This window comes from Frateuria defendens, assembly GCF_001182895.1.
Lineage (GTDB): Bacteria > Pseudomonadota > Gammaproteobacteria > Xanthomonadales > Rhodanobacteraceae > Frateuria_B > Frateuria_B defendens.
This window is the reverse complement of sequence record NZ_LFQR01000086.1, coordinates 1-21,043: the sequence shown is the minus strand read 5'-3', so window position 1 is coordinate 21,043 and position 21,043 is coordinate 1. Positions and strand designations below refer to the sequence as shown.

Below are 21,043 nucleotides of genomic sequence, written 5' to 3'. Positions count from 1 at the left end.
AACTCCAGCGGACACAATGGCGGCCATGATAGCAACCATGCCCGCACCGCCTCGCGTTCACGTGGCACCCGTCGAGGCCGGCACGCGCGAGGCGGTGATCGGCCTGCGCGTACAGCCGCCGCAACAGGACTTCGTCGGCCCCGCCGCGACCGCCCTGGCCGACGCGGAGCACTGCCCCGGCAGCGAGCCGATGGCCATCCTGCGGGACGGCGTGCCAATCGGCTTCTACCGGATCGAGCGCAACGCCGCCGTGATCGCCGGCCGCGACCTGGGGCCGGGCGCATTCGGCCTGCGCTCGTTCTTCATCGACGCGGCGTGGCAGGGGCGCGGCCTGGGCACGCTCGCACTGGAGGCGGCGCTGGCCGACCTGTGCCGGCGCCATGCCGGGGCCCGGCTGCTGGCGCTCACCGTGAACTGCCGCAACCACGCGGCGTTGGCGCTCTACCGGGGCGGCGGCTTCGAGGACAGCGGCGAGCTGTACCATGGCGGCCGCTCCGGCCCGCAACACCTGCTGCTGCGCCGCCTGCCTGGCTGACCGCGATCCGCCTCCGTCATCGCCATCCGCTTTTCCACGAGACGTTTCATGCACGACTATCAACGCGACTTCATCGAACTCACCCTCGCGCGCGAGGTGCTGCGCTTCGGCGAGTTCACCCTCAAGTCCGGCCGCCAGAGCCCGTACTTCTTCAACCTGGGCCGGATCGACTCCGGCGCCGCCCTGGGCCAGCTCGGCCGTGCCTACGCGGCGGCGGTGGTCGAATCCGGGCTTAAGGTCGACATGCTGTTCGGCCCCGCCTACAAGGGCATCGCACTGGCCGCCGCCACCGCCATCGCGCTGGCCGACCGCCACGGGCGCGACCTGCCGTGGGCGTACAACCGCAAGGAGGCCAAGGACCACGGCGAGGGCGGCGTGCTGGTCGGCGCCCCGCTCAAGGGCCGCGTGCTGATCGTGGACGACGTGATGACCGCCGGCACCGCGGTGCGCGAGTCGCTGGCGCTGATCCGCGCCCAGGGCGCCACCCCGGCCGGGGTGCTGATCGCGCTGGACCGCCAGGAGCGCGGCCAGGGCGAGCTCTCCGCCGCGCAGGAGGTGCAGCGCGACTACGGCATCCCGGTGATCGCCATCACCGGCCTGGCCGACGTGCTGGCCTATGCCGGCGAGCGTCCGGCGCTGGCCGCCGAGCATGCGCGGCTGCTGGCCTACCGCGAACGCTACGGCGTGGCCGGCTGAGGACGGGCGCGGTGCGGCCGTCCCGCCAACCGCGTCACACTGGCGCCCGCCGCGCGTAGGGCGCGGCGAACCGCGATGGCATACTGCAAGGCAGGAGGGAGTCCATGCGCAAGTCGATCCCGGTCGTGGCCGCCATCGCGCTGGCAGCGGCCCTGCACGTCCACGCCCAAAGCAGCAGCCACGGCGGCGGCATCCGCTACCGCTGGCACGATGCGCAGGGGCTGCCGCACTACAGCGACAGCCTCAGCACCGAGGCGATGAAGTACGGCTACGACCTGGTCAACGACCAGGGCCTGGCGATCCAGCGCGTGCCGCGCCAGCTCACGCCGCAGGAGCGCGCCGCCGCGCAGCAGCAGGCCGCGCAGCAGGCGGCGACGCAACGCGCCGCTGCCGAGCACGCCCGCGCGGACCAGCAGATGCTCACCGCCTACCCCGACGAGGCCGCCCTCCAGCGCTCGCAGCAGCAGGAACTGGACACGCTCGACCAGCAGATCCAGACCACCCGCATCAACCTGCGCAGCCAGGAAAAGGCGCTGACCGACCTGCTCGATCGCGCCGCGGAGGCGCAACGCGGCAAGCAGGCCGTGCCCAAGGCGCTCGACGAGCGTATCGCCGAACAGCGCGGCGTGGTGACCGGCCAGCGCGCCACATTGCAGCGCCAGCAGGCCGCGCGCGACGCGGCGGCGCAGAAGGCCGCCGCGCAATTGCAGCGCTATCGCGAACTCAAGGCCGCGCAGGCACAGCCCCCGGCCTGACTGGCTCCCCCGCGTCCCGATAAAGAAAGGGCCGGCTGCAAAGCCGGCCCTTTCCTTTCGCCTTGGCGCGCAACGATGTGCGCGCTCAGAACGGCAGCTTGAGGTTCTTGTCCACCAGGAACAGCTGCTCGCGGAACGCCTGCTGGATGCGCTTGAGCGCCTCCTTGTTGTCCGCATCGAAGCGCAGCACCAGCACCGGCGTGGTATTGGAGGCGCGCACCAGGCCCCAGCCGTCCGGCCAGTCGGCGCGCACGCCGTCGATGGTGATCAGCGTGGCGCCCTCGAAGCTCGCCCGCTCGCGGAACGCCTCGATGAAGCGATAGTGCTCGCCCTCGGCCAGCTCGATCTTGAGCTCGGGCGTGGACACGCCCTTGGGCAGGGTGGCGAAGACCTGCTCGGGCGTGCGCCCCTCGGCGTCGCCGGCGAGGATCTCCAGCAGCCGCGCGCCGGCGTAGATGCCGTCGTCGAAGCCGTACCAGCGCTCCTTGAAGAAAAAGTGCCCGCTCATCTCGCCGGCCAGCGCCGCGCCGGTCTCGCGCATCTTGGCCTTGATCAGCGAGTGGCCGGTGCGCCACATCAACGGGCTGCCGCCGGCGTCGAGCACCTGGCCCTTGAGATGGCCGGTGCACTTGACGTCGTAGATGATGGTGGCGCCCGGCTCGCGCGACAGCACGTCGCGCGCGAACAGCATCAGCAAGCGGTCGGGGTAGATGATCTCGCCGTCCTTGGTGACCACGCCCAGGCGGTCGCCGTCGCCGTCGAAGGCCACGCCGAGATCGGCGCCGCTCTGCTTCACCGCCAGGATCAGGTCTTCCAGGTTGTGCGGGTCGGAGGGATCGGGGTGGTGGTTCGGGAAGGTGCCGTCCACCTCGCAGTAGAGCGGAAGCACCTCGCAGCCGATGCCTTCGAGCACCTGCGGCGCCACCGCACCGGGGATGCCGTTGCCGCAGTCCACCACCACCTTTAGGCGGCGCTCGGCCTGCACGTCGGCGGTGATCCGCTCGATGTAGTCGTCCAGCACGTCGACGTGGCGCAGGCTGCCCTGGCCGCCGCGCTCCAGCGCGCCCTCGGCGATGCGCCGGTACAGGTCCTTGATCGCGCCCTCGGACAGCGTCTCACCGCCGACCACGATCTTGAAGCCGTTGTAGTCCGGCGGATTGTGGCTGCCGGTCACCGCCACCGCGCTGCCGGTCTCGAAGCGGTAGGCGGCGTAGTAGATCACCGGCGTGGGCACGGCGCCCACGTCGATCACGTCGATGCCCGCCTCGCGCAGGCCATCGGCCAGCGCGCCGGCAAGTTCGGGGCCGGACAGGCGGCCGTCGCGGCCGACCACGATCTCGCGCAGGCCTTGCTCGCGCATCACCGTGCCGATCGACTGGCCGAGCAGCCGCGCGACCTCGGCGGTGAGCGACTTGCCCACCACGCCGCGCACGTCGTAGGCGCGGAAGATGCTCGGGTCGACCTCGACCGGGCTCACCGCCGGCGGCTGGGCCGCGGCGCGGGACGGCGGGGTCGGCTCGGGCTTGCTTTCGATTACATCGGACAACGTCGTCTCCTCGGGTTCCATGAGTTTCTTGCCGGCGCGCGGATGTGCGCGCCGCCACAACAGATACAGGCCGCCGCCCAGGCCGAGCAAGGCGAACAACGCCACCAGCGGCCACGACCGCGGCAGCACGATGAACGCCACCGGCAGGCCGGCCCCCACGCTGAAAGCGCTGCCGGGCACCGGCTTGGCCGCAGGCTCCATGATGGCATCGCCGGCGCCGCGGGAGAGCAGGCTCAACTCGCCATGGTCGTCGCCCTGGCGAAGATCCAGTCTGCCTCCCGCTAACGGAATGGACTCGAAACGCTGTTGCAGCAATGTGAACGGCAGTTCGATCCAGGCCCACGCCTGCGGACGCTGCGGCGCGCCCACCGGCAGCACCAGGGTGAGGCGGCGCTCGCCGCCGGCCACGCCGATGCTCTGCGCGAGCGGCCCCTCGCCGGTCTGCGCGGCCAGCAGCTGGGCCGCCTTGGCATAGCCGAACTCGCGGTAATTGGCGTGCAGCACCTCATCGAGGCTGCTGCTGTAGGCCTCCACCTTCAGTGCCTGCGGCAGGCGCCGCTGGAGTTCGGCCGCCAGCAGCGAGCGGTCGTTCTGCTCCGCCGCCGGCTCCACCGCGGCCAGCGCGCCGGCCGCCCGCTGGCGCTCCGCCGCGACCGCCGCCGCCAGCGCCTGCACGGCCTCGCCCTGTGCCCGGTGCACGCGCTCGCCGGCACCGCTCTCGCCGGCGATCAGCCACGCCTGCCAGGCGCAGGCCAGGCCGAGCAGCAGCAGCAACGTGCCGGCGGCCAGCGGCAGCAGCCGCGGCCAGTCCACGCGCCCGAACCCTTGCTTCGCCTTCTCGCCGATCCCCATTGGCCCGTCCCCTCGCAGGCGTCAGCCGATGCCCGTCGATCCAAAACCGCCTTCGCCCCGCGACGAAGGCGCGAACTCGTCCACCACCTTGAACTGCGCCTGCGCCACCGGCACCAGCAGCAACTGGGCGATGCGGTCGCCCGGCGCGATGGTGTACGGCTCGCGGCCGCGGTTCCAGCAGGAAATCATCAGCGGGCCCTGGTAGTCGGCATCGATCACGCCGACCAGGTTGCCCATCACCAGCCCGTGCTTATGCCCCAGCCCGGAACGCGGCACGATCAGCGCGCACCAGCCCGGATCGCCGATGTGGATGGCGATGCCGGTGGGCACCAGCGCGCTGTCGCCGGGCGCCAGGGTGAGCGCCGCCGCCGGTGCGGCGCGCAGGTCCATGCCGGCGCTGCCCGCGGTGGCCGGCTCCGGCAGCGGGATGGCCGCGCCCAGGCGCGAGTCCAGGATCTTCAGCTCGATGCCGAGCGGCGGCCGCGCCATCATGCGCGCACCGCCCGGTAGCGCGCCGCCACCTGCTCGACCAGCGCGCGGGCCAGCGCTTCCTTCGGCGCGCGGTTCAGCTCCAGCGAGCCGCCCGGCCAGTACAGCGTGAGCGCGTTGTCGGCGGACTCGAAGCCCAGCCCGCCGCCGACCCGGTTGGCTGCGATCATGTCCAGCCCTTTGCGTTGCAGCTTGTCCTGCGCATACATCGCCACATCATGCGTTTCCGCGGCGAAGCCGACGAGGAACGGGTGCACGGTTTGAGCCGCGAGGCCGGCCAGGATGTCCGGATTCTCCACCAGTTGCAGGCCGAGGTCGGCGCCGGCGCGTTTCTTGAGCTTGCGGTCGGCCACCGTCGCCGGCCGGTAGTCGCCCACCGCCGCCGCGCCGATGTAGATGTCCGCGCCCGCGCAGGCCTCCTGCACCGCCGCCTGCATCTGTGCGGCGCTGCGCACGTCGAGGCGGCGCGCCACGCCCGCCGGCGTGGGCAGGCCGACCGGCCCGGCGACCAGGGTCACCGTCGCGCCGGCCTGGGCCGCCGCCTCGGCCACCGCAAAACCCATGCGGCCGGAACTGCGGTTGCCGATGAAGCGCACCGGGTCGATGTCCTCGTAGGTGGGGCCGGCGCTGACCACCACCGCACGCCCGGCCAGCGCGCCGCCGCCGAAGGAGGCGACCAGGGCGTCGCGCAGCTCGTGCGGCTCCAGCATGCGGCCCGAGCCCACGTCGCCGCAGGCCTGCGAGCCGGCCGCCGGCCCCAGCACCACGACCCCGCGCTGGCGCAGCAGGGCGAGGTTGGCCTGCACCGCCGGGTGCGCCCACATCTGCTGGTTCATCGCCGGCGCCACGTACAGCGGCGCCGCGCTGGCCAGGCACAGCGTGGTCAGCAGGTCGTCGGCGTGGCCGTGGGCGAGGCGGGCCAGCACGTCGGCGCTGGCGGGGGCGATCAGCACGCGCTCGGCCCAGCGCGCCAGCTCGATGTGGCCCATCGCCGCCTCGGCCGACTCGTCCCACAGGCTCACCCGCACCGGCTGGCCGGACAGGGCCTGGAACGTGGCGGCGCTGACGAAGCGGGTGGCGCTCTCGGTCATCGCCACGCGCACCTCGGCACCGAGATCGCGCAGGCGGCGGACCAGCTCACAAGCCTTGTAGGCGGCGATACCGCCCGAGACGCCGAGCAGGATGCGACGGTTGGCAAGAGACATGTAGGTCGGGACTGACGGACGGACAGACGGCTAGCTTACCGGATTCGTCCGCGCCGCCCGCTGCCGCCCGCGCCGCGCCGCGGGCAAGCTGCGGGCATGAGCATCCGCAACTGGCCCGAGAACGAACGTCCCCGTGAGAAACTGCTGGCCCGCGGCAGCACCCTGCTCTCCGACGCCGAGCTGCTGGCGGTGCTGCTCGGCAGCGGCACGCACGGCAAGGACGCCATCGCGCTGGGCCGCGAGCTGCTGGCCGGCGCCGGCAGCCTGGCCGCCCTGCTCGGCCGGCCGGACGCCTCGGCGCGCACCCCAGGCCTCGGCCCCGCCAAGCGGGCGCGCATCGCCGCCGCGCTGGAGCTGGCCCGGCGCAGCCTGGCCGAGCAGCTCGCCACGGGCCCGGGCCTCAGCAACCCGCGCGACAGCGCGGACTACCTGCGCGCCCGCCTGCGTCACCTGCCCTACGAGGTGTTCGCCTGCCTCTACCTGGACAACCGCCACCGCGTGATCGCCTGCGAGGAGCTGTTCCGCGGCACCGTGGACGGCGCCAGCGTGCACCCGCGCGAGGTAGTACGCGCCTGCCTCCAGCACAACGCCGTCGCGGTCATCTTCGCCCACAACCACCCCAGCGGCGTGGCCGAGCCCAGCGCCGCCGACCTGGCGGTCACCCGCGAGTTGCGCACGGCCCTGCAACTGGTCGGCGTGCGCGTGCTCGACCACCTGGTGATCGGGCACGGCGAGCCGGTGTCGATGGCCGCGCGCGGTTTGCTCTAGGGCCGTCCTTCTCGGGTTCCAGAACGGACACAGGCGTTACGGCCTGCGCACGGGTCGCTGTGGCGCGGCAGACCGGCACTTCCGTTCCGGACAGCCTGCCTTCTCCTTCCGAAGACCATGCCCCCTGCCTGGGGACTGCCGGAAGGTTTCCAGCGCCCAAAAAACGACGGCGCGGAGGGGAGGCCGCGCCGTCATACCGAGTTTCCGGGGAGGTTGGGGAGATCGGTCGTCTCCGTACCCTTGAGGCAGGGAGAGGGCTGCCAGGTACGTCGAGCAGTGTCGCGCTGCGGGATGACAGGCGCATGACCGCGATCCCGGCCGAACGCCGGCCGGCCGCGCCGCCGATACTTATGCACAAGCCCGTCCTATGGACGTTTGCCGTCCATACCTGTGCGCACGCTTAAAATCGCAAGCCTAATACCATGTAAATAAAGGGAAATTATGCGTGGACGAGGGCGTGAAGGCGGCCCCGCCGCGTCACCGCCGAATTGGCCGTGATATTCCCCACAGACTTATCCACAAGCCGGCGCGCCGCGCCGCAGCAGCCCTGCCGGGCGCGGCGGCCCCTCAATCGGCCCCCGGTGCTCTGCTAGGATTGCCGGTTCCATTGCCGATCGACTCTGCCCGTGAAAGAACAGCTGCGCGACCTCGTCCTGCAGGCCATCCGGAGCCTGCAACACGACACCCTGCCCGCCGACCTCGAGGTGCCGAGCTTCGTGGTGGAACGCGCGCGCAGCCGCGAGCACGGCGACTTCGCCACCAACGCCGCGATGCTGCTGGCCAAGCCGGCGCGCGCCAAGCCGCGCGAGCTGGCCGAGAAGCTGGTGGCGGCGCTGCCCGCGAACGCGCTGGTGGCCAAGGTGGAGATCGCCGGGCCCGGCTTCATCAATTTCTTCCTGGCCGAGGGCGCCTACCACGCCGAGGTGCGGCGCATCCTCGCCGAGGGCGAGGCCTACGGGCGCAGCGCCAGCGGCGCCGGCAAGACGGTGGGCGTGGAGTTCGTCTCGGCCAACCCGACCGGCCCGCTGCACGTGGGCCATGGCCGCGCCGCGGCCATCGGCGACTGCCTGAGCCGCCTGCTCGACGCCACCGGCTGGAACGTCAAGCGCGAGTTCTACTACAACGACGCCGGCGTGCAGATCGCCAACCTCGCCATCTCCGTGCAGGCGCGCGCCAAGGGCCTGACGCCGGAGGACGCCGGCTGGCCGGAGGACGGCTACCGCGGCGACTACATCGCCGACGTGGCCCGCGCCTATCTCGCCGGCGAATCGGTGGTGGCCGACGGCCATACCGTGACCGGGACCAAGGACCCGGAGAACCTCGAGGCGATCCGCCAGTTCGCCGTGGCCTCCCTGCGCCGCGAACAGGACCTCGACCTCAAGGCCTTCGGCGTCGGCTTCGACGTGTACTTCCTGGAGTCCTCGCTGTACGGCGACGGCAAGGTGGAGGAGACCGTGCGCGAGCTCATCGCCCACGGCCACACCTACGAGGAAGGCGGCGCGCTGTGGCTGAAGTCCACCGACTTCGGCGACGACAAGGACCGCGTGATGCGCAAGTCCGACGGCACCTATACCTACTTCGTGCCAGACGTGGCCTATCACCGCAGCAAATGGCAGCGCGGTTACGGGCGCGCCATCACCGAGCTCGGCTCGGACCACCACGGCTCGCTGGCGCGCGTGCGCGCTGGCCTGCAGGCGCTCGACTGCGGCATCCCCAAGGGCTGGCCCGAATACGTGCTGCACCAGATGGTGACGGTGATGCGCGGCGGCGAGGAGGTGAAGATCTCCAAGCGCGCCGGCAGCTATGTGACCCTGCGCGACCTCATCGACGAGGCCGGCCGCGACGCCACGCGCTACTTCCTGATCGCGCGCAAGGCCGACTCGCAGCTGGTGTTCGACATCGACCTGGCGCGCTCGCAAAGCAACGACAACCCGGTCTACTACATCCAGTACGCCCACGCCCGCGTGTGCAGCGTGCTGCGCCAGGCCGGCGAGAAAGGGTTCACGTTCGATCAGCACAATGGCTTGGACCAGCTCGCCCGGCTGGACAACGAGCACGAGCAGATCCTGTTGACCGAACTGTCCAAGTACCCCGAACTGGTGGAGACCGCGGCCGCCAACCTGGAGCCGCACCTGGTGGCCAGCTGGCTGCGCGAACTGGCGAACGCCTTCCATACCTACTACAACTCGCACCAGTTCCTGGTCGAGGACAAGGACCTGCGCGACGCGCGGCTGGCCCTGGTGGTCGCCACGCGGCAGGTGCTGAAGAACGGTCTGAACCTGCTGGGCCTGAGCGCCCCGGAGAGCATGTGATGGCACCACGCAAGGGCAAGGGTCGCCAGGCGGTGCGCAACCACAGCGGCGGCTTCCCGGCCTGGGGCTGGGCGGTGGTCGGCATCCTGGTCGGCGTGGTGCTGATGGCGGTGCTGATGCGCAAGTCGCTGCTGCCGATGGCGCCGAGCGGCCCGCAGGCCAACCCGCAGGCCACCGCGCAACGCGGCAGCGACGCCGGCATCGAGCCCGCCGCCAGCGCGCCGAAGAAGCCGCAGTACGACTTCTACTCGGTGCTGTCGGAGAAGGAGGTGCGCATCCCCGACGCGGAGATCCGCGCCCAGGCCCGCGCCGAGCAGCAGTCCGCCGCGGCCCAGCAGGCGCCCGCACGCCCGGCCCCCGCGCCGGCTCCGCCGCCCGCGAACGCGCCGGCCGCGGTCAGCGAGAACATCACCGCCGCGCCGGCCACGCCCACCTCGCCCCCGGCCAGCGGCGGCGGCTACCTGCTGCAGGTCGGCGCCTTCCCGAACGCGGGCGACGCGGACTCGCTCAAGGCGCGGCTGGCCCTGCAGGGCTTCGTCGCCAACGTGCAGGCGGTCAACGTGGCCGGCCAGACCTTCCACCGCGTGCGGCTGGGGCCGTTCCGCTCGGCCACCGACCTGGAAGCGGCCCGCCAGCGCCTGGCCGGCGCCGGCATCCGCGCCATCGCGCTGAAGGAAGGCCGCTAACCTCACATCGCCGCGAGCAGGTGTCGGAAACGACAACGCCGGCCCTGGGCCGGCGTTGTCGTTTCTGCCTTCGCGTGCAGGGCGGTCGGCGATCAGGCCGCCGCGCTCCCGCGCACCGCCTCGCCATCGCCGCGCTGCCGGGTGGGCAGGAAGCGGCCTTCCTTCAGCGCACGCTCGATGTCCTCCAGGCTGCGCCCCGCCGTCTCCGGCAGACATACGTAGACGAACACCGCGCCGATCACGTTGAGCGCGCCGTACACCCACATCGCGCCACCCACGCCCAGCCACTGAGTCATCGACAGCGCGGTGCCGGTCAGTACCAGGTTCGAGCCCCACAGCATGGCCGAGTGCGCGCCGGTGGCCTTATCGCGGATGGCGAGCGGGTAGAGCTCCGAGCCCATCAGCCAGCCGATCACCTGGATGCCGGCCGAGTTGAACACCATGTAGAGCAGCAGGCAGGCCACCACCAGCGCGCCGCGGTGCTCGCCGCCGAGCGAGTAGTGGAACACCGCGCCCAGCGCGAACAGCGCCAGTGCCGCCGGCGGCATCATCCACAGGGTGAGCCGGCGCCGGCCCACGTGGTCCACCACGCGCTTGCCGATATAGGTCATCACCAGGTACACCGAGGCCACGCCCAGCGCCGCCAGCAGCGCCGCGGAATGGCCGAAGCCGGCGTCGGTGAGGAAAGTCGGCGTGTAGTAGATCATCATCTCGATGCCGGAGAGCTGGGTGAAGGCGGCCACGCCCAAGCCCGCGACCAGCGCGGGGCGCACCCACGGCTCGGCCAGCGCGCGCCAGCCGCCGCGCTCCTCCTCCAGCTGCTCGTGCAGCTCGCGGATGTCGGCGATCTCCTCGCGCACTTCCTGCTTGGTCTCGCGTACGCGCGCGAGCGCCTGGCGCGCCTCGACCAGGCGGCCCTGCTCGACCAGCCAGCGCGGGCTGCCGGGCAGGCGCATCATGCCGAACAGCAGCAGCAGCGAGGGCACCACGGCGACGCCGATCATCAGGCGCCAGCTCCAGGCGTTCTGCAGCACGAAGCCGACGATCGCCGCGCACAGGATGCCCACGCCGATCGACACGTTGAAATAGGTGACCAGCCGGCCGCGCTTGTCCGGCGGCGCCAACTCGGCGATGTAGGTGGGCACGATCTGGGTCGAGCCGCCCACGGCGAAGCCCAGCACCAGGCGCGAGACGGCCAGCCACAGCGCATCGGGCGACAGCGACGCGGCGACCACGCCGACGGTGTAGATGGCGGCCACGATCATGATGGTGTGGCGGCGCCCGAAGCGGGCGGAGAGGTGCGTGCTGGTGAGCGAGCCGACCACGGCGCCGGCGAGGATCGCCGCGGCGACCAGTTCCTGCGCGGTGTGGCCGAGCTGGAATTCGCCGGTGATCTGCAGCAGCGCGCCGGAGATGATGCCGGTGTCGTAGCCGTAGAGGCCACCGGCGATGGCGGCGATGGCGGCGATGAACGCCATCTGCACCGAGGGGGAAAGCGAAGAAACGTTGGCGGAATCGTTGGGGGTATCGGCTTGCATGATCACCTTCGGGCAGCGGAGGGAACGGTCAGGCATCGGCCATCCGCCTGCGGGGCGCAGGCAGACAAGGCAGCGCGCGGGGCGGGCTGCGACCAAGCGTCGATCACACGACGCCGTGCACGGAAAGCGGCATGTCCGTAGGGCTCAACGATGGAGACGCGGCATCGCATCGATCCATCGGCAGGTCATGCCGTAACGGTCCCACCATACCGTCCCCGGCCCGAAAGTCCAACCCTGGCCTAAACAAGACTTCTGGACATATGGCCGTCCAGACGTCCATATGAAAAACCCTTGCAGGCCTGACAGATGGCCCTAGCCGCCTGATTCGCGGCGGAAAAAACCCGCATGCGCCGACCCGTGCCGGCGCATGCCCGGATACCGGAACGCACTCTCATGTGCGGCAATACGCCGCACATGACCACGCACACGACCCCATTGCATGGGCGCCGCGTTCGTGATTGGAAGGCTCGCCTGCTGCTACTGCATGAACCAGCCGTGGCTCACCACGATCGACTGGCCGGTGAGCGCCGCGCTGGGGAAGGTGGCGAGGTAGAGCGCGGTCTGCGCGATGTCCTCCACCGTGGTGAACACGCCGTCCACGGTGTCCTTGAGCATGATGTTCTTCACTACCTCGGCCTCGCTGATGCCGAACTCCCTGGCCTGCTCGGGGATCTGCTTCTCCACCAGCGGCGTGCGCACGAAGCCCGGGCAGATCACGTGCGAGCGCACGTTGTGCGGCGCGCCCTCCTTGGCCAGCGTGCGCGCGAGACCCAGCAGCCCGTGCTTGGCGGTGACGTAGGGCGCCTTGAGCCGGGAGGCCTCGTGCGAGTGCACCGAGCCCATGTAGATCACGATGCCGCCGCGGCTCTTGCCGGTGCCGTCATCCTTGTACATGTGCTGGAGCGCGGCCTTGGTGGTGAGGAAGCCGCCGTCCAGGTGGATCGCCAGCATCTTCTTCCAGTCGGCGTAGGCGAACTGGTCGATCGGGCTGATGATCTGCACGCCGGCGTTGGAGATCAGAATGTCGAGCGCGCCGAAGGTTTCCACCACCTTGTCGGTGCCCGCGTTCACCGCCGCCTCGTCGGTGACGTCCATGGCGATGCCGATCGCCTTGCCGCCGGCGGCCACGATCTCGGCCGCGGCCGCGTCGGCTGCCTGCTGGTTGATGTCGGCGATCGCCACCGCCGCGCCGTGCCTGGCGTAGAGCTCCGCGATGGCCTTGCCGAGGCCGCTGGCGGCGCCGGTGATGAGGGCTGTTTTACCGTCGAGACTTGCCATGACCGCTCCTTGCATCGAAGAAAAGGTAGCAACGCAAACCGGTAGTACCGCGGGCGCCATCGCGCGTCGCCCGACCACTTCGCCTCGTACCAGGGGGACGAGGCGAAGCGCAGGGATGGAACGCCGCGCAAGACCATGGAATGCCCTGCGCGGCCGCCCGCTCAGCCGAGGTCTTCGGCCAGGTAGGTGTAGCCGGTGAGGCCCCCATCGAGCGCGGCGAACAGCCGCTCGGCCGGCTCGCCCGCCACGCCCGCGGCGGCGATGCGCTCGCGGTAGCGCAGGCGCAGCTCGCCGAGGTCGTAGCCCACGTAGTCGAGCATCACGTCGGTGGTATCGCCGCGGCGCTTGTGCGCGAACACGAAGGTGCCGTCTTCCACGCGCACGTTCACCGCGTCGGTGTCGCCGAACAGGTTGTGGATGTCGCCCAGCGTCTCCTGGTAGGCGCCGACCATGAAGATGCCCAGGCGATAGGGCTCGCCCTCGCGCAGCGCGTGCAGCGGCAGGCTCACGTCCACGCCCTCGGCGTCCACGTAGTCGTCGATGCGCCCGTCCGAGTCGCAGGTGAGGTCGACGATCACGCCGCGCCGCGTGGGCGCCTCGCCGAGCCGCGCGATCGGCGCGATGGGGAAGATCTGGTCGATGGCCCAGATGTCCGGCACCGATTCGAACACGGAGAAGTTGACGAAGTATTTGTCCACCAGCTTCTCGTCCAGCTCGTCCAGCACCTGCCGGTGCGCGCGCTCGGCCGGCAGCAGGCGCGCGCGCACCGCGCCGGCGATGGCGTAGTAGAGCTCGTCCAGCCGCGCACGGTCGGCCAGCGCGAGCTGGCCCAGGGCGTACAGCGTCTGGCCTTCCTGCAGGTGGTGCTGGGCCTCGTGGAACAGCTCCAGCGGCGGGCGCACATCCAGTTCCGCATGCACCTCGCGCAGGTGGCGCAGCACCGCCGGCTCGCCCTCGCGCAGCGGCGGCAGGCTGCCGGCGGGCACCTCCTCCACCTCGCTCACGTTGACCACCAGCACGGCGTGGTGCGCGGTCATCGCGCGGCCGGCCTCGGTGAGGATGTGCGGCGCGGCGAGCCCTTCGGCCTCCACCGCCTCGGCGAGGGACTGCACGATGGTGGCCGCGTACTGCTCGATGGAGTAGTTGATCGAGTTGTGGCTGCGCGAGCGCGAGCCCTCGTAGTCCACGCCCAGGCCCCCGCCCACGTCGACGATCTCCAGCGGCACGCCGAGCCGGGTCAGCTCCACGAAGTAGCGGGTGGCCTCGCGCATGCCGTTGGCGATGTCGCGCACGTTGGAGATCTGCGAACCCATGTGGAAGTGCTGCAGCTTCAGCGTGTGCTTGAGGCCCGCGGCGTCGAGCCGCTCGAGCAGGGTCAGCACCTGCCCCGGCGAGAGGCCGAACTTGCCCTTGTCGCCACCGGTGTTCTGCCACTTGCCGGCGCCGATGGAGGCCAGGCGCACGCGCACGCCGAGCAGCGGCTCCACGCCCAGCGCGCGGGATTCGGCGATCACGTGCTCGAGCTCGGAGAGCTTCTCGATCACGATGTGCACGCGCAGGCCGAGCTTCCTGCCGATCAGCGCCAGGCGGATGTACTCGCGGTCCTTGTAGCCGTTGCAGATCACGATGGAACCGGGCCGCGCCATCGCCAGCACCGCCATCAGCTCGGGCTTGGAGCCGGCCTCCAGGCCGAAGCCCCGCTCGCCCGCGGCCACCAGTTCGGCCACCACGCCGCGCTGCTGGTTCACCTTGATCGGGTAGATGGCGGTGTAGCCGCCGGCGTAGCCCCACTCGGTGGTGGCCTTGGCGAAGGCGCCCTTGAGGCGCGCCAGGCGGTCGGCCAGGATGTCGGGAAAGCGCACCAGGAGCGGCAGCCGCAGGCCCTCGGCCTGGGCGCGCTCGACGATGGCCGGCAACGACAGCGCCGGGCCGCGCGCGCCCTGCGGGCGGACGGCGATCTCGCCGTTGTCGCCGACGTCGACGTAACCGTCGCCCCAGTAGGGCACGGCATAGGTGTGGCGGGCGGCCTCGATGTCCCAATGCTTCGACATGAGCGGGGATTTCCTTCAGATGCAGACTTGAGCTGTCGTCGCAGCGGCGAACCTTGACGAACACCAAGCCCGCCGGCCGGAAGCCTCGCACGCCGCGGGACCGGTGGACTCGTGGGCCGCCGGCGAGGGGAGTCGGGGCGGCCGCCGGCCATTGTAATCGGCCCGCGCCCTGCGGCGGCGCGCACGGGGCACACGGCCGCGGTTGCCGCTACAATCCTTGGCTCTTTCCCCACGCTTTTTCGCAGGACGTCCCATGTCGCAGCTCAGCTGGTTCACCGAGGCCCACCAGACCTCCGGCTCCTCCATCGGCTACCGGGTGGAAAAACAGCTGCACGCGGAGAAGACGCCGTTCCAGACCATCGAGATCTACCAGACCACCGACTGGGGCAACCTGATGGTGATCGACGGCTGCATCATGCTGACCAGCCGCGACAACTTCCTCTACCACGAGATGATGAGCCACCCGGCGCTGTTCACCCATGCGCGCGCCAAGCGCGTGGTGATCATCGGCGGCGGCGACTGCGGCACGCTGCGCGAGGTGCTGCGCCACGAGGAAGTGGAGCAGGCGGTGCAGGTGGAGATCGACGAGCGCGTGACGCGCCTGGCCGAGCAGTACTTCCCCGAGCTGTGCGAGGCCAACGGCGACCCGCGCGCGGAGCTCTTGTTCATCGACGGCATCAAGTACATGGCCGAGGCGGAGCCCGAGTCGATCGACCTGATCATCGTGGACTCCACCGACCCGGTCGGCCCGGCCGAGGGCCTGTTCAACGCGGCCTTCTACGCCAGCTGCCACAAGGCGCTGCGCCACGGCGGCATCCTGGTGCAGCAGAGCGAGTCGCCGCTGGCGCACATCGAGCTGATCAAGTCGATGCGCTCGTCCATGCGCACCGCCGGCTTCTCGGCCACCAAGACGCTGCCGTTCCCGCAGCCGTGCTACCCCTCCGGCTGGTGGAGCTGCACCATGGCGCGCAAGGGCGGGGACCTCTCCGGCTTCCGCGAGCGCGGCGCGATCAGCAAGGGCTTCCCCACCCGCTACTACAACGCCGACGTGCACAAGGGCGCGCTGGCGCTGCCGGAGTTCATGCGCGAGGCGTTGGGCGAGTAAGCAGCGCAGCGCCACGCCTCGCCGTCCCGAAGCGAAGCCCGCCGCCGGCGGGCTTCGTCGCATCGGCGGCTCAGAACAGCTTGGCGCGCACCTTGGGCAGCAGCACCAGCACCAGCGTGGCGATGGGCCCGAGCAGCAGCGAGAGCAGGAACCACAGCAGGCCGCTGCGGTTCTTGCCCTGCGCCAGGCCCGCGTTGACCAGCGCCAGGGTGCCCCAGCCGGCGAACCACGGCGCGTTGCCGGCCAATATCGATAACTGATCCACGCTACCTCCCGTGTCATGGCGGGGATGGACACGACCGTCACGTCCACCAAACGACCATGCTAACAAGCATGGCGCTTCAATCCGACCATGACACGGCCGCGGATCAGGTGCGCTTAATCGTGGCCCGCTATGCTGGCCGCTTTTGAATCCCCAGGAGCACGTATGCGCGGATGGCGCCGATTCGCCCTCGTCGTGGGCAGCCTGCTGCCGTTGCTGGCCATCGCCGCCCCGGCAAAGCCGGCTGGCCCCGCCAGCCAGGACAAGGCCGCCCAGGCCGACAACCAGGCCCTGCTTGCCTTCCAGCGCGACCTGGTCAGCGTGGTGGCCCCGCGCGCCGACGCGCTGCCGCTGCTCGGCGCCGCGCTGCTGGCCCGGCCGCTCGTCGACCAGCCCAAGTACAACACCTTCCACTCGCTGATCGAGCGCGCGGCCGCCGCGCCCGGCCACGGCCCGGCCGTGAGCTGGCTGCGGCTGGCCGACTGCGACGCCCAGGCCGGCGCCTGCCCCAACCCCGGCGCCCTGGCCGCGCTGGTGCAGGAGGCGCCCGACAACGCCGCGGTGTGGCTGCTCAAGCTCGGCCAGGACGCGCACGACCTCAAGCCGAAGGACGCCCGTGCGGACCTCGCCCGCGCCGCCGCGGCCAAGCTCTACGACGACTACACCGGCAGCAGCCTGCAGGCGCTGGCGAGCACCGCCACCACCCTGCCGCCGCCCAAGGAAGCCGTGGCGGCGGCCGGCAGCGCCACGGGCGTGCAGGTGATGCTGGTGTTCGGCCTCGCCGGCACCCAGCCGCAGCCCGGCTTGCCGGCGGTGGCCAGGCTGTGCGAGGGCGCCCGCGACGACCAGGCGCTCAAGGACGACTGCCTCAAGCTCGGCAAGACCCTGGAATGGGGCTCCAGCCCGCTGGCGCGCTCGCTCGGCCTGCACCTGCGCGAGACCCTGGCCGCCGAGCCGGCCGAGCAGGAAGAGGCGCGCCGCACCCGCCGCGAACTGGTGTGGCAGGTGCAGAGCTTCGCCCAGCTGTCCGCCCGCGCTCCCACCGATCCGGCGCTGGCGCAGCACCTGCTCGCGCTGGCGCGCCGCGGCGGCACCGAGATGAGCCTGCTGCTGGCCGCCCTGCGCGACAACAGCCTGCCCGTCTCCCCGCCCAGCGACTGGCAGCCGCACGCCACGGAGTGAACGCCCCGGTTCCCTGAACCGGCTTGCGCCGGTAGGCTTGACGCCAACCTGTACCCGCGGAGCGCGTCGATGCTTACGGCACTGGTGGCAAGCAGCAAGGGGGGATGCGGCAAGAGCACGCTGGTGACCCAGCTCGCCTCGCATTGGGCGCAGCAGGGCCGGCGCACCGCCATCGTCGATGCCGACCGGCAAGGCTCCAGCTACCGCTGGGCCGCGCTGCGCCCGGACGGGGTGCCCGGCGTGCTCGGGCTGGAAGGCGGCCGCAAGGCCTTGCAGAAACTGCCCGCCGACACCGAGCGCGTGCTGGTCGACACCCCCGCCGGCACCGACGAGGGCGACCTCGCCCCCTACCTCGACCAGGCCGACGTGGTGCTGGTGCCGGTGCTGCCCTCCGCCTTCGACCTCAACGCCACGCTGGGCTTCCTCGAGCGCCTGCGCGGCATCGGCCGCGTCCGCCGCGGCAAGCTGCCGGTGGCGCTGGTCGGCAACCGGCTCAAGCCCTGGACCCACGCCAGCCAGGACGCCCTCGCCCAACTCGCCGAGGAAGCGCCGTTCCCGGTGGTGGCGCAGCTGCGCGACAGCCAGGCCTACGTGCTGCTCAGCGCGCTCGGCAAGGGCATCTTCGACTACGGCTCCGAACAGGTGCGCAACCAGCAGCAGGACTGGCTGCCGTTGCTGCGCTGGATCAAGCGGCAGGCCTGAGCCGGCCGTCTCTACCCTTCTCTTCCCCGGAGTTCCCCCATGCACGAACTGATCCTGCTGCGCCACGCCGAGGCGCTGCCCGCCCGTCCCGGCGGCAAGGACCGCGAGCGCGCCCTGAGCCCGCGCGGCGAAGCCGAGGCCGACGCCGCCGGCCGCTGGCTCGCCGCGCACGGCGTCAAGGCGGCGCGCGTGCTGTGCTCGCCGGCCGTGCGCACGCGCGAGACCGCCGAGCGGGTGCTGGCCGCGGCCGGGCAGTCGCCGGAGCTGCTCTTCGCCGAGGAGATCTACGACGCCACGCCCGGCGAGCTGCTGGCCCTGCTCGACCAGTACGAGGCGCACGACCCGCTGCTGCTGGTCGGCCACAACCCCGGCATCGAGCGGCTGGTGGCGCTGATGGTGGAAGGCCGCTCCGACGAGTTCCGCGGCATGCCGCCCGCGGGCCTCGCGGTGCTGCACCTCACCGGCGTGCTGGAACCGGGCGGCGCCCGGCTGGATGCCTTCTGGTCGCCATGAGGTGGCTCGCGGCCCTGCTGCTGGCCGGGGTCGCCCTGTTGCCGCCGCCCGCCCGCGCCATCGACTACCGCATCGACCCCGCCCGCTCGCAGGCCCAATTCGTCGTGCGCCTGTTCTGGCTGCGCTCGATCCAGGGCCGCTTCACCCGGATGGACGGCGAGGTGGCGGTGTCGCCGCAGGGCATGGCGGTGGTGGACGCGCGCATCCAGGTCGAGAGCCTCGCCGCCAACGGCGCCTGGATCCGGCGCTGGATGCTGGCCGAGGAGTTCTTCGACGGCCCGCACTACCCCATCGTGCACTTCGTCTCCGCACCGGTGCCGCTGGCCGCGATCGCCGACGGCGAGGCGCTGGACGGCACCCTCACCTTGCGCGGGGTGACGCGCCCGGTGCGCTTCGAGCTCGATCCGGCGCCGTGCATCGAGACCGGCGAGCGGCCGTGCACCATCGTGGCGCGCGGGCGCGTGACGCGCAGCGACTTCGGCATGACCGCGCGGCGCCCGGCGCTGGCCGACGAGGTGCGCCTGAACCTGCAGGTCGTGCTGGAAGCCGTCTCCGTACCACATTGATCAGGCTGCCGATTATCATCGCGGCATGATCCCGCGCCACCTCCCGCTGCTCGGCCTGCTCGTCGTCATCGCGCTGCTGCAGGGCTGCACGCTGGACCCCTCGCGCATCCGCCGCGCCGACGCGCTGGTGGCCGCCACCGTGGATACCCGCAGCGACTGCGCACGCGCCGACCGCTGCGCCATCGGCTCGCCGCTGCGCGACGCCGCCGACGCGGCGCTGGCCGCTTCGCGCCCCGGCGCGCCGCGGCACGTGGTGGCCCTGCTCAGCGCCAGCGAGCCGGCGCTAGTGGCGCGGCTCAACCTGATCCGCGCGGCGCGCCAGTCGATCGACGTGCAGACCTACATCTGGGACAGCGACGACGCCGGCACCCTGGTGCTGGACGAACTGCTGCAGGCGGCGCGCCGCGGCGTGCGCGTGCGCATCCTGATCGACCAGCTCGCCGCCTTCGACAACGTGGCCGTGTTCGACCGCCTGGCCCGCGCCAACCCCAACCTCCAAGTGCGCCTGTACAACCCCACCTTCGACAAGGCGGTGAGCTCGCCGCTGGAATGGGCCGCCGGCATCGTCTGCTGCTTCCACCGCTTCAACCAGCGCATGCACAACAAGGTGCTGGTGGTGGACGACCGCGTGGGCATCACCGGCGGGCGCAACTACCAGGACCGCTACTTCGACTGGGACGACGACTTCGACTACGTGGACCGCGACGTGCTGGTCGGCGGCCCCGCCGCGCGCGCGATGACTGCCAGCTTCGAGCAGTTCTGGCGGCACCCGCGCGCGGTGCCGCTGACCCACCTGCGCGACGTCAACCGCCACCTGCTCGCCAACCCCGCGGCACCGGGCTGGCCGCCGCCCCGCTACCGCCACCCCGAGCGCGTCTACCGCGCGCAGCAGGAGGCCGATGACACGGCCTGGCTCGAGGCGCACGTGCTGGCGCAGAGCGTGCGCACCGGCCGGGTGGACTTCTTCAGCGACCTGCCCGGCAAGACCGAGCAGCCGCAGGAGCGCGAAGACCGCGCCTTCACCCGCCAGGTGATGCAGATGGTGGCCGGCGCCCGGCGCGAGGTGATCCTGCAGACGCCCTACCTGGTGATGAGCAAGCGCGCCCGCGGCATCTTCCGCAAGCTGCGCCGGCAGGAGGCGCCGCCGCGCATCGTGGTCTCCACCAACTCGCTCGCCTCCACCGACGCCTTCGCCGTCTACGCGCTCTCCTACAAGCACCGCAAGCGCTACATCAAGAAATACGGCTTCGAGGTCTACGAGATGAAGCCGCACGCGCTCGACCCCGCCCAGGACAACGCCTGGGCCAGCATGCCGGGAACAGGCCCGGCCGCGGAAGGCGCCGGTGCCGGCGAGGCGGCATCGCGCCGCCACGTGGACGTGGAGACGCGCGGCCTGCTCGGCAGCCGCGGCAGCGGCAACCGGCCGGCGCCGCTGCTCAGCGCCGGCCGCCGCTTCGGCCTGCACGCCAAGTCGATCGTGGTGGACGACACCTTCGCCATGGTCGGCTCGCACAATTTCGACCCGCGCTCGGACCACTACAACACCGAGGCCGGCGTGATCGTCTACGACCCCCGTGTGGCCGACCAGCTGCGCGCGGCGATCCTGCGCGAGACCGCGCCGCAGAACGCCTGGGTGATCGCGCCGCGGCGGCCGCTGGTGCCGCTGCTGACCGATCTCAACCAGGCCATCGGCGATCTCTCCTCGCAGCTGCCGCTGTTCGACTTCTGGCCGTACCGCTACGCCACCAGCTACGAACTCAAGGACGGCTGCACGCCGATGCGCCCGAGCGACCCGCACTTCTTCAGCTGCTACACGCCGGTGGGCGACTTCCCCGACGTGGCGATCTCGCCCAAGCTGCTCTACACGCGGCTGATCACCGCCTTCGGCGCGGGCGTGCAGGGCATTCTCTAGCGCGGCCCAGCCGTGCAGGAGCGCGCTTGCGCGCGACCTCTTCGCAAGGGGCCAAGATCAATGGCGGCCGCGCGCAAGCGCGCTCCTGCA

19 protein-coding genes are annotated in these 21,043 nt (G+C 71.4%); 12 read left to right on the top strand and 7 right to left on the bottom strand.

Annotated features, from left to right (window positions below):
- The first annotated feature begins 37 nt into the window (after nucleotides 1-37).
- From ACH65_RS12595 to ACH65_RS12585, 3 genes are all read left to right on the top strand, one after another.
- Nucleotides 38-535, top strand: a complete 498-nt coding sequence (locus ACH65_RS12595; RefSeq protein WP_049622951.1) for a GNAT family N-acetyltransferase — start codon at nucleotides 38-40, stop codon at nucleotides 533-535.
- 48 nt (nucleotides 536-583) lie between these two features.
- Nucleotides 584-1,231 carry an orotate phosphoribosyltransferase gene (pyrE, locus tag ACH65_RS12590; protein WP_049622950.1) on the top strand — a complete coding sequence of 216 codons (648 nt, stop codon included), beginning with the start codon at nucleotides 584-586 and terminating at the stop codon, nucleotides 1,229-1,231.
- Between the two features lie 104 nt (nucleotides 1,232-1,335).
- The gene (locus tag ACH65_RS12585) at nucleotides 1,336-1,986 is read left to right on the top strand and encodes a DUF4124 domain-containing protein (RefSeq protein WP_049622949.1); all 651 of its coding nucleotides are present in this window, start codon (nucleotides 1,336-1,338) and stop codon (nucleotides 1,984-1,986) included.
- 85 nt (nucleotides 1,987-2,071) lie between these two features.
- Here the strand turns inward: ACH65_RS12585 and ACH65_RS12580 are convergent, their stop codons facing one another.
- From ACH65_RS12580 to coaBC, 3 genes are read right to left on the bottom strand one after another with little or no spacing between them, the layout of a single operon-like run.
- The gene (locus ACH65_RS12580) at nucleotides 2,072-4,384 is read right to left on the bottom strand and encodes a phosphomannomutase/phosphoglucomutase (protein ID WP_049622948.1); all 2,313 of its coding nucleotides are present in this window, start codon (nucleotides 4,382-4,384) and stop codon (nucleotides 2,072-2,074) included.
- A 21-nt stretch (nucleotides 4,385-4,405) separates the two neighbouring features.
- A complete protein-coding gene (gene dut / locus ACH65_RS12575) occupies nucleotides 4,406-4,873 on the bottom strand; it encodes a dUTP diphosphatase (protein ID WP_049622958.1) in 468 nt (155 codons plus the stop codon).
- Nucleotides 4,873-6,078 (bottom strand): bifunctional phosphopantothenoylcysteine decarboxylase/phosphopantothenate--cysteine ligase CoaBC, encoded by a 1,206-nt coding sequence (coaBC, locus tag ACH65_RS12570; protein WP_049622947.1) that lies wholly within the window; start codon nucleotides 6,076-6,078, stop codon nucleotides 4,873-4,875. Before coaBC ends, dut begins: the two co-directional genes overlap by 1 nt.
- A gap of 96 nt (nucleotides 6,079-6,174) precedes the next feature.
- Between coaBC and radC the strand changes: the two genes are divergently transcribed.
- The 3 genes from radC to ACH65_RS12555 all read left to right on the top strand — a co-directional run bounded on the left by radC (nucleotide 6,175) and on the right by ACH65_RS12555 (nucleotide 9,844).
- Nucleotides 6,175-6,846: a RadC family protein gene (radC, locus tag ACH65_RS12565; protein ID WP_049622946.1), complete on the top strand. Its 672-nt coding sequence runs from the start codon at nucleotides 6,175-6,177 to the stop codon at nucleotides 6,844-6,846.
- A 626-nt stretch (nucleotides 6,847-7,472) separates the two neighbouring features.
- Nucleotides 7,473-9,158 carry an arginine--tRNA ligase gene (gene argS, locus ACH65_RS12560; protein WP_049622945.1) on the top strand — a complete coding sequence of 562 codons (1,686 nt, stop codon included), beginning with the start codon at nucleotides 7,473-7,475 and terminating at the stop codon, nucleotides 9,156-9,158.
- Entirely contained in the window at nucleotides 9,158-9,844 is a 687-nt protein-coding gene (locus ACH65_RS12555; RefSeq protein ID WP_049622944.1) for an SPOR domain-containing protein, read from the top strand. The genes argS and ACH65_RS12555 overlap by 1 nt, the downstream gene beginning before the upstream one ends.
- Nucleotides 9,845-9,936: 92 nt before the next feature.
- Here the strand turns inward: ACH65_RS12555 and ACH65_RS12550 are convergent, their stop codons facing one another.
- From ACH65_RS12550 to speA, 3 genes are all read right to left on the bottom strand, one after another.
- Nucleotides 9,937-11,382 (bottom strand): sugar porter family MFS transporter, encoded by a 1,446-nt coding sequence (locus ACH65_RS12550; protein WP_049622943.1) that lies wholly within the window; start codon nucleotides 11,380-11,382, stop codon nucleotides 9,937-9,939.
- Nucleotides 11,383-11,859: 477 nt separating this feature from the next.
- Nucleotides 11,860-12,660 (bottom strand): 3-hydroxybutyrate dehydrogenase, encoded by an 801-nt coding sequence (locus tag ACH65_RS12545; protein ID WP_049622942.1) that lies wholly within the window; start codon nucleotides 12,658-12,660, stop codon nucleotides 11,860-11,862.
- Nucleotides 12,661-12,821: 161 nt separating this feature from the next.
- Entirely contained in the window at nucleotides 12,822-14,711 is a 1,890-nt protein-coding gene (gene speA, locus ACH65_RS12540) for an arginine decarboxylase (protein ID WP_049622941.1), read from the bottom strand.
- 253 nt (nucleotides 14,712-14,964) lie between these two features.
- Here speA and speE point away from each other — a divergent pair, with 253 nt between their 5' ends.
- Nucleotides 14,965-15,816: a polyamine aminopropyltransferase gene (gene speE / locus ACH65_RS12535; protein ID WP_049622940.1), complete on the top strand. Its 852-nt coding sequence runs from the start codon at nucleotides 14,965-14,967 to the stop codon at nucleotides 15,814-15,816.
- Between the two features lie 70 nt (nucleotides 15,817-15,886).
- On the opposite strand, the gene ACH65_RS12530 is transcribed toward speE, so the two are convergent.
- A complete protein-coding gene (locus ACH65_RS12530) occupies nucleotides 15,887-16,081 on the bottom strand; it encodes a hypothetical protein (protein WP_049622939.1) in 195 nt (64 codons plus the stop codon).
- A gap of 162 nt (nucleotides 16,082-16,243) precedes the next feature.
- Here ACH65_RS12530 and ACH65_RS12525 point away from each other — a divergent pair, with 162 nt between their 5' ends.
- The 5 genes from ACH65_RS12525 (at nucleotide 16,244) to ACH65_RS12505 (ending at nucleotide 20,953) form a co-directional block, all read left to right on the top strand.
- A complete protein-coding gene (locus tag ACH65_RS12525; protein ID WP_053096258.1) occupies nucleotides 16,244-17,260 on the top strand; it encodes a hypothetical protein in 1,017 nt (338 codons plus the stop codon).
- Between the two features lie 69 nt (nucleotides 17,261-17,329).
- Nucleotides 17,330-17,962 (top strand): ParA family protein, encoded by a 633-nt coding sequence (locus ACH65_RS12520; protein ID WP_049622938.1) that lies wholly within the window; start codon nucleotides 17,330-17,332, stop codon nucleotides 17,960-17,962.
- A 39-nt stretch (nucleotides 17,963-18,001) separates the two neighbouring features.
- The gene (locus ACH65_RS12515; protein ID WP_049622937.1) at nucleotides 18,002-18,475 is read left to right on the top strand and encodes a SixA phosphatase family protein; all 474 of its coding nucleotides are present in this window, start codon (nucleotides 18,002-18,004) and stop codon (nucleotides 18,473-18,475) included.
- Nucleotides 18,472-19,041: a YceI family protein gene (locus ACH65_RS12510; protein ID WP_049622936.1), complete on the top strand. Its 570-nt coding sequence runs from the start codon at nucleotides 18,472-18,474 to the stop codon at nucleotides 19,039-19,041. The genes ACH65_RS12515 and ACH65_RS12510 overlap by 4 nt, the downstream gene beginning before the upstream one ends.
- A gap of 25 nt (nucleotides 19,042-19,066) precedes the next feature.
- Nucleotides 19,067-20,953 carry a phospholipase D-like domain-containing protein gene (locus ACH65_RS12505; RefSeq protein ID WP_049622935.1) on the top strand — a complete coding sequence of 629 codons (1,887 nt, stop codon included), beginning with the start codon at nucleotides 19,067-19,069 and terminating at the stop codon, nucleotides 20,951-20,953.
- Nucleotides 20,954-21,043 lie beyond the last annotated feature (90 nt).

Excerpts from the sequence above, each read along its gene's own strand:
- ACH65_RS12510 (WP_049622936.1), top strand. The coding sequence starts at position 18,472 with ATGAGGTGGCTCGCGGCCCTGCTGCTGGCCGGGGTCGCCCTGTTGCCG.
- speA (WP_049622941.1), bottom strand. The coding sequence starts at position 14,711 with ATGTCGAAGCATTGGGACATCGAGGCCGCCCGCCACACCTATGCCGTG.
- radC (WP_049622946.1), top strand. The coding sequence starts at position 6,175 with ATGAGCATCCGCAACTGGCCCGAGAACGAACGTCCCCGTGAGAAACTG.
- ACH65_RS12580 (WP_049622948.1), bottom strand. The coding sequence starts at position 4,384 with ATGGGGATCGGCGAGAAGGCGAAGCAAGGGTTCGGGCGCGTGGACTGG.
- coaBC (WP_049622947.1), bottom strand. The coding sequence starts at position 6,078 with ATGTCTCTTGCCAACCGTCGCATCCTGCTCGGCGTCTCGGGCGGTATC.
- ACH65_RS12525 (WP_053096258.1), top strand. The coding sequence starts at position 16,244 with ATGCGCGGATGGCGCCGATTCGCCCTCGTCGTGGGCAGCCTGCTGCCG.
- ACH65_RS12550 (WP_049622943.1), bottom strand. The coding sequence starts at position 11,382 with ATGCAAGCCGATACCCCCAACGATTCCGCCAACGTTTCTTCGCTTTCC.
- ACH65_RS12585 (WP_049622949.1), top strand. The coding sequence starts at position 1,336 with ATGCGCAAGTCGATCCCGGTCGTGGCCGCCATCGCGCTGGCAGCGGCC.
- ACH65_RS12555 (WP_049622944.1), top strand. The coding sequence starts at position 9,158 with ATGGCACCACGCAAGGGCAAGGGTCGCCAGGCGGTGCGCAACCACAGC.
- ACH65_RS12545 (WP_049622942.1), bottom strand. The coding sequence starts at position 12,660 with ATGGCAAGTCTCGACGGTAAAACAGCCCTCATCACCGGCGCCGCCAGC.
- dut (WP_049622958.1), bottom strand. The coding sequence starts at position 4,873 with ATGGCGCGGCCGCCGCTCGGCATCGAGCTGAAGATCCTGGACTCGCGC.
- ACH65_RS12515 (WP_049622937.1), top strand. The coding sequence starts at position 18,002 with ATGCACGAACTGATCCTGCTGCGCCACGCCGAGGCGCTGCCCGCCCGT.
- ACH65_RS12520 (WP_049622938.1), top strand. The coding sequence starts at position 17,330 with ATGCTTACGGCACTGGTGGCAAGCAGCAAGGGGGGATGCGGCAAGAGC.
- pyrE (WP_049622950.1), top strand. The coding sequence starts at position 584 with ATGCACGACTATCAACGCGACTTCATCGAACTCACCCTCGCGCGCGAG.
- speE (WP_049622940.1), top strand. The coding sequence starts at position 14,965 with ATGTCGCAGCTCAGCTGGTTCACCGAGGCCCACCAGACCTCCGGCTCC.
- ACH65_RS12505 (WP_049622935.1), top strand. The coding sequence starts at position 19,067 with ATGATCCCGCGCCACCTCCCGCTGCTCGGCCTGCTCGTCGTCATCGCG.
- ACH65_RS12595 (WP_049622951.1), top strand. The coding sequence starts at position 38 with ATGCCCGCACCGCCTCGCGTTCACGTGGCACCCGTCGAGGCCGGCACG.